14 protein-coding genes are annotated in these 18,574 nt (G+C 54.6%); 4 read left to right on the top strand and 10 right to left on the bottom strand.

Annotated features, from left to right (window positions below):
- Positions 1-140: 140 nt before the first annotated feature.
- From H6G52_RS11695 to rlmD, 3 genes are read right to left on the bottom strand one after another with little or no spacing between them, the layout of a single operon-like run.
- Positions 141-797, bottom strand: a complete 657-nt coding sequence (locus H6G52_RS11695; protein WP_190355105.1) for an SAP domain-containing protein — start codon at positions 795-797, stop codon at positions 141-143.
- 29 nt (positions 798-826) lie between these two features.
- Complete coding sequence (locus H6G52_RS11700) at positions 827-2,203, bottom strand: AAA family ATPase (protein ID WP_190528448.1); 1,377 nt, start codon at positions 2,201-2,203, stop codon at positions 827-829.
- A 35-nt stretch (positions 2,204-2,238) separates the two neighbouring features.
- Positions 2,239-3,609: a 23S rRNA (uracil(1939)-C(5))-methyltransferase RlmD gene (gene rlmD, locus H6G52_RS11705; protein WP_190528573.1), complete on the bottom strand. Its 1,371-nt coding sequence runs from the start codon at positions 3,607-3,609 to the stop codon at positions 2,239-2,241.
- Between the two features lie 283 nt (positions 3,610-3,892).
- Here rlmD and secA point away from each other — a divergent pair, with 283 nt between their 5' ends.
- Positions 3,893-6,697 carry a preprotein translocase subunit SecA gene (gene secA / locus H6G52_RS11710; protein WP_190528450.1) on the top strand — a complete coding sequence of 935 codons (2,805 nt, stop codon included), beginning with the start codon at positions 3,893-3,895 and terminating at the stop codon, positions 6,695-6,697.
- Positions 6,698-6,726: 29 nt separating this feature from the next.
- On the opposite strand, the gene xseA is transcribed toward secA, so the two are convergent.
- From xseA to H6G52_RS11745, 7 genes are all read right to left on the bottom strand, one after another.
- Positions 6,727-8,007, bottom strand: a complete 1,281-nt coding sequence (xseA, locus tag H6G52_RS11715) for an exodeoxyribonuclease VII large subunit (protein ID WP_190528452.1) — start codon at positions 8,005-8,007, stop codon at positions 6,727-6,729.
- A gap of 3 nt (positions 8,008-8,010) precedes the next feature.
- Entirely contained in the window at positions 8,011-8,505 is a 495-nt protein-coding gene (locus tag H6G52_RS11720) for an adenylyltransferase/cytidyltransferase family protein (RefSeq protein WP_190528576.1), read from the bottom strand.
- 214 nt (positions 8,506-8,719) lie between these two features.
- Entirely contained in the window at positions 8,720-9,553 is an 834-nt protein-coding gene (locus H6G52_RS11725; RefSeq protein ID WP_190355109.1) for an ABC transporter permease, read from the bottom strand.
- Positions 9,554-9,809: 256 nt separating this feature from the next.
- Positions 9,810-10,604 (bottom strand): ABC transporter ATP-binding protein, encoded by a 795-nt coding sequence (locus H6G52_RS11730; protein WP_347278325.1) that lies wholly within the window; start codon positions 10,602-10,604, stop codon positions 9,810-9,812.
- Positions 10,605-10,784: 180 nt separating this feature from the next.
- The gene (locus tag H6G52_RS11735) at positions 10,785-11,813 is read right to left on the bottom strand and encodes a Ycf66 family protein (protein WP_190528454.1); all 1,029 of its coding nucleotides are present in this window, start codon (positions 11,811-11,813) and stop codon (positions 10,785-10,787) included.
- 27 nt (positions 11,814-11,840) lie between these two features.
- Complete coding sequence (locus tag H6G52_RS11740; RefSeq protein ID WP_190528456.1) at positions 11,841-12,464, bottom strand: DUF3172 domain-containing protein; 624 nt, start codon at positions 12,462-12,464, stop codon at positions 11,841-11,843.
- 346 nt (positions 12,465-12,810) lie between these two features.
- Positions 12,811-13,902 carry an anthranilate phosphoribosyltransferase family protein gene (locus H6G52_RS11745; RefSeq protein ID WP_190528458.1) on the bottom strand — a complete coding sequence of 364 codons (1,092 nt, stop codon included), beginning with the start codon at positions 13,900-13,902 and terminating at the stop codon, positions 12,811-12,813.
- A gap of 450 nt (positions 13,903-14,352) precedes the next feature.
- Here H6G52_RS11745 and H6G52_RS11750 point away from each other — a divergent pair, with 450 nt between their 5' ends.
- From H6G52_RS11750 to H6G52_RS11760, 3 genes are all read left to right on the top strand, one after another.
- On the top strand, positions 14,353-15,060 hold the full coding sequence (locus H6G52_RS11750; RefSeq protein ID WP_234406988.1) for a GDSL-type esterase/lipase family protein: 708 nt from the start codon (positions 14,353-14,355) through the stop codon (positions 15,058-15,060).
- Positions 15,061-15,441: 381 nt separating this feature from the next.
- Positions 15,442-16,104: a hypothetical protein gene (locus H6G52_RS11755; protein WP_190528460.1), complete on the top strand. Its 663-nt coding sequence runs from the start codon at positions 15,442-15,444 to the stop codon at positions 16,102-16,104.
- A 62-nt stretch (positions 16,105-16,166) separates the two neighbouring features.
- Entirely contained in the window at positions 16,167-18,569 is a 2,403-nt protein-coding gene (locus tag H6G52_RS11760) for a hypothetical protein (RefSeq protein ID WP_190528462.1), read from the top strand.
- Positions 18,570-18,574 lie beyond the last annotated feature (5 nt).

Raw genomic sequence — 18,574 nt, forward strand, 5'->3', positions numbered from 1 at the left:
GCTTTCGGAATCAGAAAGGTGCTTTTAGAATTTCGGTTTAATGCAATAAATTTCCCGATCAATGATTGAAAACTCAACCACCGTATCGGGAATCATTGGGGGCTGCATGATCACTCGGTCAACCCGCTTGACGGATTTCGTTAGCTTGAGCGTGCCTGATCCAACAAAGCAACCAAGTCGTTTTTCTTGGGGTTCGGTTTGCTCGCCAGACCATGCAACCGCGCCAGATCCTTGAGTTCTTTGACCTTCAAGGATTTCAAAATTGATGATTCTGGAATTGGAGGCAATGGCGGCGGCGTAATGTAAAAAACGCGCTGTAAATAATCCAGCTTTGGCCCCTTGGTGATGCCGCACTTTAGCTTTGTGATTGGCTCCAAATCTGACCAAGTTTCTCGGGGGGCTTCGCTGATCCGGGGAGCTGCGAGCTGTACTTTCAAGGTTTTGAGCGGTGTGTCTGGCTGGCTCACCACATATTCTAGCGCTTCAATAATTTGGTCATAGGATGCAGAGCTAAGGTTAATGCGGGGTGCAATTTCCTGCGATAAAACCCGCGCCACCTCGATCGCGAGTTCGCTATCTTCCGCCACCACGCACCAAATGCGATCGAGTCCGGCTTCTGCGGCTGCCGAATAAACAAAAGAGTTGCCGATTACTTCATAGTCATATTCAGGGTCTTGAATTTCTCGAACCACCACGGGCAACCAGTTTGATCCGCCCGATCGCGTCAGAATATCTGCTGCGCCTTGCACCAAAAAGCTGGGCGCGGCTGTGGGCAACCCAGACCGAACTTTGTGCATCCAAAGATGCATCAGATTCCCAACATTGCTCATTGGATGAAGTACTCCTTGGCAAGATTCAGGTAATAGTCACGAGCGGTTTTGTGGGCATAGACCGCTGGCAAGCGCGAGAAGCTGGCTCCAGAAATTTCGGCATGATTTTCCAGCTCAAAAACCCGATAGTCTTTTCGAGCATTGGTCAATCGCGGAAAAAAGTAGGGTGTAAGGTCAAATTTATAGTCTTTCTTATGGCGTGCAATTAACTCTTCTAGGTAAACTCGCACGCGCTGGTGCTGAGAATTGGAGAGTTTTTCGCCATTGAAGAAAATCGGAAGGGCGATCGGGCCGCCATCTTGTCGCTTGGCCTGAATGGCTGGAAAAAATTCGCGAATTGCTTCGGCGGCGTTGTCGATCGAGTAGACATTGTTGGGCTTGACTGGCATCAAGATCACATCAGATGCATAAACCGCCTCTTGGCTGAAATATTGCCAGTTGGGTGGTGAATCGATGAAGATGTAGTCATACTCAGAACGCAGGGAGTCGATGGCTTTTTTGAGTTTGTGATAGCCAATTTTGCGAATCAAATCGTTGATGTCAATGCCCTTGCTATTCGGGTCATCGGTCTTGAGATCTTCAACTTTTGGGGCAGGTAGGATGTCAATGCCATATTCTTTGTTGGCTTTTTTGTCGAGCTTGCGATAGGTCGCGATCGCCTCATGAATATCAAGTCGATCGTCATCCAGACAGTCAAACAGAGTTGGCGATTGACTGGTAACCTCCAGGGTTTCGGTTAAATCCCGTTGGTTTGGGTCAAAATCAATCACCAAGGTTGAATAGCCAATGAAGTTGAGAAGGCTGGCCAGGTTAATGGTGGTGGTGGTTTTGCCTACGCCGCCTTTGTTGTTGTAAACCGCAACCACCAAGGCGCGGGACGGTTGGCGCAACAGGGGAGCAATCTGGTCATGAACCACTTGATCGATCGTTTCGGGTTTGATTTCCAAGCAGGGAGTGGCCGGAAAAATCACCTTATGGTGCTTCCGAAAAAGTTGCATGTGGACTGAATTAATGATCAATCCCCATTGGGCATTTTTGCACTTGGGCGCTAGCAAATAGCGCCGCAATTGATTGAAGGTCGATCGATATTGCGGCGTGCCATAACTTAAATTGCTATCGGTTCCCTTCGCTTCCAGCAAGAAGTAGGGATCCACGGGAGATTGAATAAACGATCGCCCTTCTGAATCGTCATAGCGTGCGGCAAAGTCAACGTGATCTGCACCCTGGCCCGTGGCGAATTGGGGAATTCGTTTTTGCTTGTCGAACCCCAAGGCATCCATCAGAGCGTCAACAAAGTTATCGACAACAACCGCCTCAGGAGCGGGAGCGGGCAAAGTGCGGAGTGCTTGAGCTAGGACTGGTTCATTGGCCATAGGACAGTTAAGGGAGTTCGATCGCCCATATCATCTTAACGGCGCTCACTCAGAAAGGCGACACATTCCACATGGGGCGTTTGGGGGAAAAAGTCCGCTGGCTGCACCCGATCGAGCTGATATTGTCCCTGTTCACAGAGCAGCTTCAAATCTCGGGCCAGGGTGGCTGGCTTGCAGCTCATGTAAACAATGCGGGATGGGGCGATCGCCCATAAGGCTTCAATCACGCCCGGCTCACAACCTTTTCGGGGCGGATCCAACAACACCACGTCCGGTTGCAGTCCCAATTGGGGCAGCAGATCCGCCACTTTCCCCACCTGAAATTCAACATTGGTGAGCTGGTTGCGTTCGGCGTTGTGGCGGGCTTGGGTGACGGCTTCCGCTTGGGCTTCAATCCCGATCGCCCGGCCGGCTCGCTGGGCCAAGGGCAGGGTCAGGGTTCCCACGCCGCAATAGGCATCCACCAAAATTTCCCGGCCGGTCAGGGCCAGTTGTTGGTGAATGGTTTTCAGCAGTTCTTCCGTTTGGTCGGTGTTCACCTGAAAGAAGGTTTCCGGGCGAATTTCAAACACCAATCCATTCAGGTGTTCCTCCAGGGCCGGCCGCCCCAGAACGCAGCGGGTTTCGGGCCCAAAAATCACGTTGTTGCGCTGGGGCTGCTGATTCACACAGACCCCCACCAACTGCGGAAATTGCTCGCGCCACAGTTCCGCTTGGGTGGCCAAACCGGGCAGTGCTTCCCAGTCGCGCACCACCAGGGTGAGGAGCATTTCGCCCGTGCGCCGCCCAATCCGTAGGGCCAAGTGACGCACCGTGCCCGTGTGGGTGGTTTCGTCGTAGGGTTCCCAACCGCTGGCGGTCAAGTCCTGTTTCACCTGTCGCAGCAGGGGATCGAGTCGATCGTCCTGCACGGGACATTGGTTCAGGTTCACAATCTTGTGGCTGCCCTTTTGGTAATAGCCCGCCCGAATTTGATCATCGGGGCCGGGAGCCACGGGATAGGTGGCTTTGTTGCGGTAGGCCAAGGGGGCAGCGGCGGCCAAAATGGGCAAAACGGGTGGCTCTTCAAAGCCGCCGAGCCGGGTGAGGGCCTGTTCCACCTGTCGCTGTTTGGCCAGCAGTTGGGATCCATAGGCCACGTGCTGCCATTGGCAACCGCCGCACTTGTCCGCCACGATGCAGCCGGGTCGGACGCGATCGGGCGAAGGATCCAGAATCGACAAAATTTTGGCCCGGGCAAAGGTGGGCTTCACCTGCAACAGCCGCACCGATAGGTAGTCGCCCGGTACGGTTTCCGGCACAAACACCACCCGATCGGCCCAACGGCCCACGCCATCCCCCGAATCGGCCAGGTCGGTAATTTCCAGCTCGATCGCCGCCCCCTGTTTCCATTCCGGTTGGCTCATCTGATTGTCAAGGGTGGTGGTCATGGCTCGATCGGCCTCAATCTCAATAGCGTGCAACGGCGGGCCAATGCGGTTGAGTGGCGTTGTGGGCCCTGGGCCTCCGGTCGATCGTGTCCTTGCACCGGCCGCGACGGGAAACCGAACCGGCCCGGCGCAAAGGTGCGGTGATACGATGGAGGCGCGCCACAGCTCGATCGCGTCATGACGCTCGATCGGGCGATCGCCACCGGCCAACTGCATTGGCCCCCATTATCTCGCCTAGTACGCCACCCGATCGCCTGCCATGTTGAAAGCTCTGCTGGGAGACCCCAACGCCCGCAAACTCAAGCGGTTCCAACCCGACGTGGTGGAAGTCAACCTCCTTGAAGAGGACATCGCGAAGCTGTCGGACGACGAACTCAGGGGCAAAACCGCCGAATTTCGCCAAAAACTGGCCCAAGCCCGCAACGACAGCGAACGCAAGGAACTGCTAGACGACATCCTGCCCGAAGCCTTTGCCGTGGTTCGCGAAGCGGGCAAGCGGGTGTTGGGAATGCGCCACTTTGATGTGCAACTCCTGGGCGGCATTGTGCTGCACAACGGGCAAATTGCAGAAATGAAGACCGGGGAAGGAAAAACCCTGGTGGCCACCCTGCCGTCCTACCTGAACGCCCTCACGGGTCGTGGGGTGCATGTGGTGACGGTGAACGATTACCTGGCCCGCCGGGATGCCGAGTGGATGGGCCAGGTGCATCGGTTCCTGGGCCTGTCCGTGGGGCTGATTCAGCAGGGCATGAGTCCCGAAGAGCGTCGCCGGAACTATGCTTGCGACATCACCTACGCCACCAATAGTGAGCTAGGGTTTGATTATCTGCGCGACAACATGGCCACCACCATCAACGAAGTGGTGCAGCGGCCCTTTAACTATTGCGTGATTGACGAAGTGGATTCGGTGCTGGTTGATGAGGCCCGTACCCCGTTGATCATTTCCGGACAGGTCGATCGCCCCACCGAAAAATATCTGACCGCCGATGAGCTGGTGCGGCAACTGGTGCGCGATGACCACTACGAAGTGGACGAAAAAGCCCGCAACGTGATCATGAGTGATGAGGGATTCATCGCCGCCGAGCAAATGTTGGGGGTTACGGATCTGTTTGATTCGCAAGATCCCTGGGCCCACTACATCTTCAACGCCCTGAAGGCCAAGGAACTCTACCTGCGAGATGTGAACTACATCGTGCGGGCCGGGGAAGTGGTGATTGTGGATGAATTCACTGGGCGGGTGATGCCGGGTCGCCGCTGGAGCGATGGCTTGCACCAGGCGATCGAAGCCAAGGAGCGGGTGGAAATCCAAAACGAAACCCAAACTCTCGCCTCCATTACCTATCAAAACTTCTTCCTGCTCTATCCCAAGCTGGCGGGCATGACCGGCACGGCCAAAACCGAAGAAGCCGAGTTTGAGAAGATCTACAACCTGGAAGTGACGATCATCCCCACCAACCGCACCAACTCGCGGAAGAATTACTCGGATGTGGTTTACAAAACCGAGGTGGCCAAGTGGAAGGCCGTGGCCGAAGAGTGCTTGGAAATGCACGAAATGGGTCGCCCCGTGTTGGTGGGAACCACCAGTGTTGAAAAGTCGGAATTGCTGTCGGAACTGCTGGCAGAGCGCAATATTCCCCACAACCTGCTGAACGCCAAGCCGGAAAACGTGGAGCGGGAGTCGGAAATCGTGGCCCAGGCAGGTCGGCGCGGAGCTGTGACGATCGCCACGAACATGGCCGGTCGCGGCACGGATATCATCTTGGGCGGGAACGCGGACTACATGGCCCGGCTGAAGGTGCGGGAATACCTGATGCCCAAGCTGGTGCGCCTGGAAGAGGAAGATGAGTTTGAGGTGATGCAGGTGGCGGGCCTGAGTGGCCGGCAAAAGGCCCAGGGCTTTGGCAACTCGGGCAAGAAGCGCAAAACCTGGCAAGCGGCCCCGGAAATTTTCCCCACGCCAATTACGACCGGGGCGGAGAAGATGCTGAAGGATGCGGTGGCCTTTGCGGTCAAGACCTATGGCGAGCGATCGCTCCCGGAGCTAGAAGCCGAAGAACTGTTGGCGATCGCCTCGGAAAAGGCCCCCACCGATAATGAAGTGGTGCAAGGTCTGCGGGAAGCCTACAACCAAATTCGCCGGGAATACGAAGCTTTCACCGACAGTGAACATGAAGAGGTGATCCAACTGGGTGGCTTGCATGTAATCGGTACGGAACGCCACGAATCGCGCCGGATTGATAACCAGTTGCGCGGGCGGGCAGGCCGCCAAGGTGACCCCGGTTCCACTCGGTTTTTCCTGAGCTTGGAAGATAACCTGCTGCGGATCTTTGGGGGCGATCGGGTGGCCGGCCTGATGCAGATGTTCCGTGTGGAAGAGGACATGCCGATCGAGTCGGGAATGCTGACCCGATCGCTCGAAGGGGCCCAACGGAAAGTCGAAACCTATTACTACGACATTCGGAAGCAGGTTTTTGAATACGACGAGGTGATGAATAACCAGCGTCGGGCCATCTATGCCGAGCGCCGCCGCGTCCTTGAAGGGGAAGACCTGAAAGAGCGGGTGATTGAATATGCCGAGCGGACAATGTTCGACATTGTGGATGCCTACGTGAACCCCGATTTGCCAGCGGAGGAATGGAATCTGGAGAAGATGGTGGACAAGGTAAAGGAATTTGTCAGCACCATCCAAGACCTGACTCCCCAACAGATTGAGGACTTCAACCCCACGGAAATCAAGACTTTCCTGGCCGAGCAAGTGCGGATTGCCTACGACATCAAGGAAGGGCAAATCGACAGCCTGCGCCCTGGCCTGATGCGCGACGCGGAACGCTATTTCATCCTTCAGCAAATCGACACCCTCTGGCGCGAGCACTTGCAGCAGATGGACGCGCTGCGGGAAACGGTGGGCCTGCGCGGCTATGGCCAGAAGGATCCGCTGGTGGAATATAAGAGCGAAGGTTATGAACTCTTCTTGGACATGATGACCAACATGCGCCGGAATGTGGTTTATTCCCTGTTCCAATTCCAACCGCAAGTCCAGGAACGCGAACCAGAAACGGTTTAGGGCAGATCGAGGGTTAATCAACAGCAAATCTAGGGCGACTGCTTAAGGTCGATCGAGAGTTGCGCGATCTTGGTTGGGGGTGGAATCACTTTCACCTCTAACCACCCATCGGCCAACTGAATTCGGAGTCGATCGCCCGGTTGGGTTTGGGCTGCCCGCCGAACGATCGCCCCTTGATCATCGCGCACCAAGCTATAGCCCCGTTGCAACACTTGGTTTGGATCCAGCGATCGCAGGGTCTGGTTGAGGGCCCGTTGCCGTTGCTGTTCCCGATCAAGCCGGTGTTGCATAGCCATGCCCAACCGCCGCCGAAGATCCGTCAGCCGCTCCGTTTCCCGCTGCCATTGACGATCGGGGCGTAGCCGTCCCAACCGTTGCTGGAGCAGATCCACCCGATCGAGTCGATCCTGTAAGTAGCGATCCATGGCTAACTTCAGGCCCAAGGCCTGTTCAGCCCAGCGGTTGCGCAACTCCGCCAGGCTCGGCACGGCCCGTTCCGCTGCGGCCGTGGGCGTGTGGGCACACCAGTCCGCCACCCGATCGCAAAGGGACTGATCCCGTTGGTGACCAATGCCGGTGATCACGGGAATCGGACAATCTGCCAGGGTGCGCACCAGTTGCTCATCGTTGAAGCAGGATAGATCCTCCGTGGCCCCGCCACCCCGGGCTAAAATCAGCAGATCGGCTCGACCATCCACCACCACTTGCGCGATCGCCCGCATCAGACTGATTGGGGCCCGATCGCCCTGCACCAAAGTGGGCACAAACAACACCCGCAAGCCGGGATGGCGCTGAAGCAAGGTGCGCTGGATGTCTCCCCAGGCCGCCGCGCGGGGAGACGTGATCACCGCCACGGTTTGGGGAAAAGCGGGCAGCGGCCGACGGCGATCGGGATCAAACAACCCTTCGGCGGCCAGGCGATCGTGGAGCTGTTGCATTCGCAGCGCCTGCAAACCCGCCCCGGCCGGCAGCAGTTGCCAGGTCACTAGCTTCAGCTCGCCCCGTTTGGGCCAAAGCTGCAATTCTCCCAAGGCGATTACCTGCTGACCCGGTTCGGGCAAGCTCGCCAGTCGATCGACCTGACCTCGCCACACCACGCAGCCGATCGCAGCCGTTGCCTCCCGATCGGTCAAAGTGAAATAAATGCCGCTGGGAAATGGCTTGGCGCTGGACACCTCCCCGATCACCCAAACCCGATGAAGCGCCGGTTCCGCCTCCACGCAATCCTTCAGCCACTGGTTGAGGGTGGCCACTGACCAAGGTTCCGTGGCGCTGCTGGGGACCAACTCCGCAGCCCAATCCTCCGCCATGGCCTATGGCTCCTGGGGACGGGCCGCCAAAATCCGCTCCACCAAACCGCTGGTGCTGCTGGGCACTTCAATTTTCACCAGCTCAATGCGGCCACCTCCGGCAAAGACGGCCGGCGCTTCCGGCAAGGTTTCCACCTGATAATCGCCCCCTTTGACATAGATGTCGGGCTGCAACGCTTCGATCAGTGCCGTGGCTGTGGGTTGCTCAAAAATCACCACCGCCGCCACCGCCCGCAGCGCCAACAACACCTCCGCCCGCTGGGCTTGGGGCACGATCGGGCGAGGGGGGAACCCGGGCCGCGCTGGTTTCAAGCCGGCCACCGATTGATCACTGTTCAACCCCACCACCAACGATCGCCCCAATGCGCGTGCCGCATTCAGGTAGCGCACATGGCCCGCATGGAGCAAATCAAAACAGCCATTGGTGAACACCAACGGTCGCCAGCGATCGGGATCCTGGGCGATCGCCCGTTGCAGTCCTGCCAAGTCGCTCACCATTGAGGGCAACTCAAACCCTTCCGTCAGGGTCGGAGCCACCAGGGCGATCGACTGAGTAGCATTTTCAACGGGTGAGGGGGCGGTCATGGGAATAATTTCAAGGCTCAATTTCAGGGTTTGATTGTTGGGAGTTTGATTATTGGGAGATTGTTTGCAAATTAGGGATTGGAAGTCAGCCACTTTTAAGCGCTTTCAAGCTCCCCTTTCAAGCCACCTAACTTTCCTGCTTGACAGCACTTTCATGCCAATCTTTGAGAAGGGCATCGGACAGGGCCGAAAGACCCACAAAAATCAAAATCCCCAAGCCTGTCACCAACAACAATGCTGCAAACATTTTCGGAATTTGTAGATTGTAACTGGCAATCAGAATTTGATAGGCAATGCCTGATTTTGCGCCACCGGTTCCGGCCACAAATTCCGCCACCACGGCTCCAATTAAGGACAGGCCACCGCTGATTCGTAATCCTCCTAGGAAGTAGGGCAACGCGCTGGGTAACCGGAGATAAATCAATCGCTGCCAAGGATTGGTGTTATAGAGCTTAAAGAGGTTAGTTAGGTTCCGATCGACACTGTTCAGCCCCAAGGTGGTGTTAGCAACCACCGGAAAAAAGGCCGCAATCCAGGCACAAAGCACCAATGCTCCCAGCGTATTATCCTTGAGCCAAATCACAATCAGCGGCGCGATCGCCACCAAGGGTGTAGTTTGCAGAATCACCGCATAGGGAAACAGGCTCCGTTCAATCCACTTGTTCACCGTAAACAGCACGGAAATCCCTAGGCCAGAAACCGCCGCCGCCAAAAACGCAATGATCGTAATTTGCAGCGTCACCATTAGGGCCGAAAACAGCTCATTCCAGTTTTCAAATAGGGTTTGTAACACCAAACCAGGCCGAGGGAGTAGATAAGGTGGCAGTCCGGTGATTTGTACAAATAAATCCCAAGCCAACAGAAAAGTCAGTCCCACCCCCAAGGGGGCCAGCACGTCGGCGGAAAAAACGCGCTGAATGAGCGATCGCTTGGAAATTAGGGGAGAACGACTGCGACTCATAGGCTTTAAATTGCGGGAATAATTCAGAAGATTCAGGATCAGGAAGGAATGCTCAAAACCGATCTTTCAGCGGATTTTCAGCAGTTCTCAAGCAGTTTTTAAGGAATTGCTGGGTGGCTCTGGAATCATTTTAGGGAGTTTCCCCGCCATTCAAAACCAGAATTTTGCAATTCAAGCTCAATTAATGCTCAGTCAATTTTGAGTAAATTGGGTCAACTTTGCGAAATCGACATTTGCACCATTCCCATTGACACCCTTACAAGGGAACCGTCGCACCCATGCCGAGGGCCAACGCTTCCGCCAGTTGGTAGCGATATTGGCCAAAAGTTGGAGATTGACGGAAAGTTTCCGATCGGGGATAGGGTTCGGGAATGTCCAGCTCCGTGACGATGCGCCCGGGATTAACCCCCATCACCGCCACCCGCGTTGACAGATAAACGGCTTCATAGATGTTGTGGGTCACAAAAGCGATCGTCCAGCGCTTTTGATGCCACAAATTCATCACGTCTTCATTCAGTTTGTTGCGGGTAATTTCATCAAGGGCCCCAAAGGGTTCATCCATCAACAACACCTTGGGTTGGGTGACGATCGCCCGGGCGATCGAAACCCGCATTTTCATCCCGCCGGAGAGTTGCCGGGGAAAGGATTTTTCAAACCCCTTTAACCCCACCAGCTCGATCGCCTCGGCCACGCGGTCTTCGCTGGCCGATCGGGAAATTCCCGCCAACTTCAATGGCAACCGAATATTTTCCTGCACCGTTGCCCAAGGCAGCAGGGCAGAATCTTGGAACACAAAGGCCAAATTCCGGCGAGCGTCCGGCATCTGCCAAGTCAAATCTCCTTGGGTGGGACTGCTCAGACCCGCAATCAGGCTCAAAATGGTGCTTTTCCCACAACCGGAGGGCCCCACCAAGCTCAAAAATTCGCCCTCGTGGATTGTGAGGGACACATCTTGTAGGGCAACGGTTCCCGTGGAAAAGGCCTTGGTGACGTTGCTCAGGGAAATGGCGGGTTGCAAGGTCGATCGCACTGGAGGAACGGTGGAACTCACGGGGCAGGCACTCAAAAACAAACTTCAGCGCTGTTAACCAGCATGGTTGGCTCCTGCTGTTCACCAGAACGCGGCCAACGACCGTTCAGCACGGCTGTTAACCATTGTAGCGGCTTGCTTTGACCCGTCTGGGGAGCGAAGGAGCGCGAATCGGTTCCTCCCGAACCACCCAAACTCCCCTTACCCGGCCGGTGGGCGACGGGGCCGCGGCGGGCGCGGGGGCAACTCTTCGTAATCCACCACCACTTCATCGGGCAAATTGGCCCCGTCGAGTTTGACCGTGCGCGAGGGGGTGGGTCGGGGGCGGGGTGGTCGGGGGGCGATCGGTGCTGAACTGTCCGGTCTTGCAGCAGCGGGCGACGGTGAATCCGCCGACGCATTGGCAGGCGTTACGGGATTTGCACTGGGGACAGAATTTGGACTGGGGACAGGAGATGAGTTTTCCAGGGCCTGACGATATTTCTTGCGCACGTAAACGGGCTTGGAACCCTCGGGCACAGGCTCAGGGGAAGGAGCAGGCGACGGCGTAGTCTGGTTGGGGGGCGAACCTTCCGGCGGTTGACGATATTTCTTGCGCACGTAAACCGGTTGCCCTGTGCTTTGCTCTGCACTTTGCCCTGTGCTGCCTGTGGTGGGGCTGACCGGAGCGGGCGGCGCGGCCGCGGCGTTGGTCGGGGGTGGCGTTGGGCTGGGCGTTGGTTTGGGTGCTGGGCTAGGCGTTGGTTTGGATGCTGAGTTGGGCGTTGGGGCAGGACTGCTGCCGGGCGATCGGGAAGCTCGCAGGTTGGCCAATTGGGTCTGGATCTGGATCCAAAGCACGATCCCAAAACCAGTGAGGGATTGGCGGAAAGCTTGCCAACCGGTCAAGTTAGGTTGGCCGGGGCGAAAGAGATTCAGCAACCCGGCCCAGCGATCGAACTGGGGCAACGCGGCAACCAGCACCTCATCCAGGCTCGATCGCGCCACTTGTTCGCGCAGCACCAGGGTTTGCCACCCTTGCCAGGCCATCAACCCCACCACCACCCCTTGGCTGAGCAGCACGGCCCCGTGCAGTTGACCACTGCAAACCCACAGCACGAGGGCATAAAACAGGCCAAAGCTGCTCCAAATCACGTCACTACGCCGTGACAGGATCGGAAACCGCAGGGCGATCGCGTAGAGCAACAGGCTCCCGATCGCCACTAAAATCGCCAATCCATAAGCCAACATCCCGTCTTTATTCCCCCGTGGGTCACGCTAGAAACGATCGCTTTCTTGGGCCGGAACCACGCCGGGCTGATTCAAGAACAGGTTCCCCGCCGAATCGTTTTGATAAACACAGTCCACGCGGGGTTTGCTGTCAATGCTGCCGGTGAAAGCAAAGGTATTCATCCGGTTTTTGCATTCGGAAATCTGCTTATCCGTCACCACGCCCCGTTGTTGCAGCACGGCCCAGTTGTTGCTGCGCATGACGCAACCGGGCTGCATTTCCGGCTGGGACACGTAAACACTGAAGGGGCTGAGGGTCACAAAAATGCGCGCATTCATGGAAATGGCGCTGGCTCCAAATTGGGCACAAAGTTCCGGGTTGGGAGCCGCCCGATCGATAAATTCCCGCGAAGCCACATTTTGCGGATCAACACTGGCCGAAGAGCTGAACCCAATGCCCACGCCCATACCCAGGATGAACACGCCGGCCAAAATCGCCACCACCGTGTAGTTAAAGCCTTTTTTCTTGGGTGGTTCAGGCGATCGCCCTTCCGATCTCGGTTCGCGATCCGCGTCGCGCCCGGCCGACTCGCGAGCGCTTCCCCGATAATCACTGCGATAACTGTCGCGATCGCGGTAGGGATCGCGGGCGGGTTGCCGTTTGCGGTTCATAGCCAATGGTTAATCACCGATAGGAATTTACTGATCATCAAACTGATCATCAATCTGAATCTCAGTCTAGATTTCAGTCTAAATTGATCCAGTCTGGATTGATGCATGGTTTGTGGATCTCTTGGGGCCCCGATCGGGATTCCCAGCCCCAAAGTTTCAACGAGTCTGGTATCCTGCAAGCGATCGCTCACCTACGAAAAAGCGCCCCACCGATGGGACGCTCGTGTGCAGAGGAGCGATAGTCGATCGTTTTGATGAGTCACATGCGAGTCTAACATGGGAGTCAGACCCCTCTGGGCCGGAATTGTTAACCGGTTTGGGGTTGATTTTGCTTGCCCATTCTTGCCTATTCTGGGGCGATCGCCAGATGGGATCGCAGATCCAAAAGCTTCTGCCAGGCTAATCCTTGATCCAAAATCGTGGCCGCCTGAGCCAAGTAATTCTTCAATGGCGTTCGATCGGTGAAGTCAGTGGGCCGATCGGAGCCAGTGCTGCTCAGTCGCCAAAGATAGAAACCCGCATTCCAAATCACACTGGTGCGCCAGGGGTGATCTTGGCCATGGCTCCCTTGGAACAGGGAACTCAAGTTTTCAGCCCATTCAGCAGCCGTCCCCAGGGGCAAATTGCTTTGGCTATATCCCAAATCCCAGGGGTTGAGACAGAGGCGATCGAACCGGCCCGGTTGCCCCAATCCCGTGATCACCGTCCGATCGTGCGGTAAGTCGGGACTGCCTTCGAGGCCCTTGACCGTGGTGAAGGACTCAATTTGATGCAGCGCCAAGGCATCACGCATCATCTGTTCCGTGGGCGGATGCACAAACCCCATCACCCGATGTTGGGGCCCTTGGTAGGGCGACCACAACAGCTCCAGGGTGGCCAGGGGCGGCCGTTTGCCAATTTCATCGCGGTAGGCCGCCAGGGGCAAGGTTTCGGGGAAATGCTTCGGCAGATAGCAGTAGGTTAGGCCTTGCTCTGCCAAGCACCGTTCCACCTGCTCCCAACTGGCCCGAGTCCAATCCAAACCCAAGGCCTGCCACAGTTCCGTGAGGGTAATGCCATATTTTGTGGCCATGCGATCGCCCCCATGAAACAGCAAGGGAAACCCCGCCGCCGCCAAGATCAACCCCGTGGCGATGCCCAAAGGGGCCGTGCGCGATCGCCCGTCATAGGGAATCCCAAAGCTGACCAAGGGCCGATCGAGGGCGATCGGCCCCAAGCGCGGCCCCAACTCAGCATAAGCATCCAACATGCCCGCCAACTCTTCGCCCGTGGGCCGCTTAATCCGATGGGCAATCAGAAACGCACCAATTTGGGCTGGGGTGGCCGCCTGGGTCAACATCAGTCGCATGGCTTCGGCGGCCTGCGATCGATCCAAATTTTTGCCTGTGTGGGGCCCGCTGCCGATGGTTTTCAGCAGCTCGCGGAAGACTTTGCTCATGGGAAACGGCAGGTTACTTGCGGGTGGTTGAAGGTGGTTCAGCGGAGTTTGGCGGGAGAGGCGGTCGGGGCCTGGGCAGTCCGGGGCGTATTATCAAGGGCGATCGAGAGATTAGCAAACTCCCTTGGTGGCCGATGTAGCCTGTTGCGTTCTTTTGGTTCAAACCGGATTCGCCCCGGATTCGCTCCGGATTCGCCCTGAATGTCCCCCAACTTTGCCCCAACCGAATTTGCCCAGCCTTGACCCAGCCGCCGCAACCATCGCCACAACCATCGCCAAAACTGTCCCGATCGGCTCCTTTGACCCGGAATCAGGCTCAATCCCACTGTGAGGATGATTAGGGATGGGTGATTGCCTCAAGCATCCCAGCAGTGATACATTCCGGCTCAATTCCTTTCTCGATCGCGTTCCACGCCGCAGCCTATGCAAGCTCCGATCGCGTCTCCTGTCATGCGCCATAACGCCGTGGTGACTCCATTTCGGCCCAAGCAACCGCAACCCCTCCGCATCATTGCCATGGGCGACAGTGTGATTTATGGCTACGGCGATCTCAGTGGCGGCGGTTGGGTTGAACGATTGCGCCGCCAGTGGATGGCTCCCGACTCAGCCGGCCATGTGATTTATAACTTGGGCGTTCGGGGCGACAAGGTGAGCCAAGTGAGCGATCGACTGGAGTTGGAATTTCGCAGCCGGGGCGAGTTGCGCAATCGCCTGCCCGATCGCCTGATTCTTTCCGTGGGCACCAATGATTCGCCGCGAGTGGGCCGGGCCGATGGCAAAAACATGACCCCCATTGAAATCTTTGGCCCGCAAGTGGAAGCCTTGCTCGATCGGGCCCAGGGTCTCTGCCCCGTCTTGTTTGTGGGCATGATTCCCGTCAACCCCAGCAAAATGCCCTTCTTAGAGTGTTTGTATTACAACCACGCCGATCAGTATCAATATAAAGAAGTGATCCGTCGGGCCTGTGAGGCGCGGCGGATTCCGTTTTTAGACTGTTTTGAATTGTGGCTCGCGCGTGGGGCTTCCTGGGTTGAACAGCGCCTCGGCTCCGATGGTTTGCACCCCAATGATTTGGGCTATGAAAGTCTCCTGGCTGATGTGACCGCATGGCAACCGATCGCCCAACTTGCCGCCATGGACACCAAGCCGATCGCCTAAAACCAGTTTTGGTTTAATCCATCCCCAACCACTCGATCGCCCTTTCTTTCAGTCCCATCCTCCAATCTAGCCATCGGTTGGAGGATTTTTATGAGGTGATCAGCACAATCAGCCACGATTGAGCCTCCCAGCGCAAATAGGCGCGTTCTGCTTAGAAAACAGCCGAAAACCTCCCTTATTTGCTTCCTGAGAAATCAATTTCATCCTCTGGTAATAGATTCATCACAGGTTTAATTTTTATTTCGCCTTTAAAGCAAATCTCAAAAAATCATTTTCAAAATTCACTTTTTCTAGATTTCGCAAACCGCAATCAGCAAAATCGTTTACCATGGTTTACGTGATCCATTCATCCATGCACGGGTCACAAAGGAGTAAGGCGAGATGCAATCAACGCTGCTGTTGCTGGTCTTGTGGGATCTAGAACGCATGACGGGGGCGGGCGTACCTCGCAAAGGCAAAGTTAGTGGCAAGGGTAAGGACGACACGGCGCGATCTCGCTGTGGCAGCAAGGTCAAGGTTTCGGATTTTGAGGAAGCGGTGGATGCACTGCTCCAAGCGGGAGCTGTGAGCGAGAACGGGGGACGGTTATCCCTGACGGCGGCGGGCAAGGCGCGGCTGGATCAAGAATTGCGGGCGGGCAAACTGACGTTTTGGACAAAGGGACAAAAGGGCACGGTGGTGAGTGCCAAAAATGCTCAGGCGGCGTTGAATTGGTTGCAACAGGCTCCCGCTCCGGCGGCTGGGGCTGTTTCGGCGGGCGAAAAAATTACGTCCTACGACGAATTTAAGACGGTGGTTTTGGACACCCACAAGTTCTTGAATGAGGAACATCGCTGCGAAAATTTTGTGCCGATCTACCAAATTCGTCGGCAACTGGGCGATCGAATTTCGCGCGCACAATTCGATGAATGGCTACTGGAAATGCAGGGCGATGACATTTTTCAATTGGAAAAGGGCAATGCATCCGATGCGTCGAAGGATCAGCTCAAAGACTCAATTGAAACAAAAACTAGTGGTTTACGGTTCTATGCCAAGTTGCTGTAAAGCGGCTTGATTTGTCCTGTTTTGTTCCTTGCACACCAGATCGCAAAGTTGAGTTTTGGGTTATGACGAATGCTTCCCCTTTGCATGAAATTCATCAAGCCATTCAGGAATATAATCCGTTCAACTTGCGATCTGTTGTCAAGCATCAGGATGTTTGGAATACAAACTTTATCGATTTTGAATTTTTGCACGCTTCGGCATCGGAATTGATTTTAAAAAGACTGAAGGAAGTTCAAGAAAATTCTGATCGAGAAAAAAAGATTTCATCTTTCGTAATCACTGCCGAACAGGGGATGGGAAAAAGTCACTTGGTTCGGCGGCTTCACAGGCGGATCTATGAAGCCCAAGATGCTTTTTTTCTCTACATGAGTTTTTCTCTATGTGGAAATATTGATCTGATCAATTATGAGCTACGTCAAGCTATTTCCCGAAGCTTGTCACAACTTACTGTGCTAGGCATTTCTCAGTGGCAAGCATTGGCAACTTCTATTATCGAGAAAAGAATACTGAACACCAAAAGTAATCAGAGTCTCGATTCAGTACGCTTTGTTAAGCAATTTGATGAAAACTGCCGTAGCTATCAAGCAAAGGGAAAAAGCTTAATTGAGACGCTGTTTGCTAAGTGCCAGCCTTGCTTTCCAGACGTTGATCCTGACATCCTCAAGGCCTTAATTTGGACTCTATCAGAATCTTATGCTCCTTATGCTATTAAATGGCTGAGCGGCGATGAACTATCGACAGCCTATCTTGAGAAAATGGGTTTACCCAGTATTCCAGCTTCTGATTCATCTAGGGAGTCGGAATCTTTAAAAGCGAACCTGGCAATTTTAAAGCTTTTGGTTGCTCATCGTCCTGTTTTACTTTGTTTTGATGAGACTGAAATTTCACAATTGAATAATCAGGGCTTGACCTCAACGCAAGTTTTAGCTTATTTGATCAAGTCTATCTTTGATTCATTACATCTTTCCGAGGAAGATTGTGGATTAATTCTAACCTCCTTCTTATTTCCCAATTCATGGCAATCTGAAATACCGTCTCTGGCTGGTGCTACTGATCGAATGACAGCGGGTACTGGTCAGCCTATTAGCCTGAAGCAACTAGATAGTCAGTTACTCCTCAAGCTAGTTAGATTCTTACTAGAGAAGAAATTTTATGAGCCACGCAATTTAACGCCGCCTCATCCGTTCTATCCCTTTGATGAAGATGAGCTGAGGGAACTTGGTAAAAAAGAACGCCCACCAATTCGTTACGCCCTGCGTTGGTGTGCTGAAAACTTTGTGGTAACAGCGCCACCGATTCCGCCTGAGGAACGTTTTCAAAAGGGATTTGAAGAGAAACTCCAAGATGACTATCGCGAAGCAATGGCCGATGGCACTACTGTTGCTGAAACCCTGCGCTATTGCTTTGAGTTAGTCGTCAATCAAACCATCAGCGGTGAAACAAAATCCGGCGAGAAAATCGAAGGGGCTACGATTACCGCGATCGCCAATATTGAACCCAAAGCCAAAAATGCTGGCTACATCAACTTCAAGATTGTCGGAACCGAACAGGACAAACCCTTCGCGATCGGGGTAGCCGTCCTGCAACAATCGGGCCTCTCCTTTGCCGCCGGTTTGAATCGCCTAGTGGACTACAAAACCTATGGGCTGACGCGCGGCTGTCTGATTCGTGGCGCAGACTTCAAGATCAAGACCTTCTGGGATTCCTACAAAACCTACCAGAACTTTATCCAGCGCCAAGGCGGCGAACACATTGAACCTGACCCGAAACAGTTGAAAGTCTTGATGGCTCTAAAAGCCGTCTTTGAAAGCGCTTCAATTTATGGCTTGACGGAAGCAGAAGTACAGGAGTTTTCTCGCGAAATTGCACTGAATAATGAAATTTTGCTGGAAATTCTCAGTGATCCATCGGGTTTGATTGATCCGAGCATTATCGATGATGAAACCCTCGTCAGCATCATTATTGGTGACGATGATTTGATCGATACCAGCGCGATCGAGGACAACGAAGAAGACCTGATCGATTTTTTGGTGGGTAGTGGCGACGATGATTTAGAACCAGACGGCGCGAGCCAGTCCACAACTCCACCCACTGATGCATCGACAATTCAGTCACTCACTCTCAAGTCTGATTACAAAGGCAAAAAACTTTGTGCTTTTACCCTGCGTGGCGAAAATTATTCGGTCAAGAGCTGGCGCGAGTTCTTTATCACCATTAACCAAGTACTGGCAGAGAAACACGCCGAGAAATTTGTCAAAGTTGCGCTGGAGTCCAATGGCCGAAAGGCTCGGTTTTCTCAAAAAACTGAGGGGATGTTTAAGCCTATCTTCCTAGAAAAGGTAGAGCTATACATTGAAACAGATTTGGGAATTTCTAGCGTTCTAACCCTCACGGAAAAACTGCTAGCTCCTCTGGGGTATTTGGAGGACGAATTGACTTTGCAAGTGGTTGACAAAATTAATTAGTAATC

The sequence above is a fragment of the Limnothrix sp. FACHB-881 genome (genome assembly GCF_014698135.1).
Taxonomy (GTDB): domain Bacteria; phylum Cyanobacteriota; class Cyanobacteriia; order CACIAM-69d; family CACIAM-69d; genus CACIAM-69d.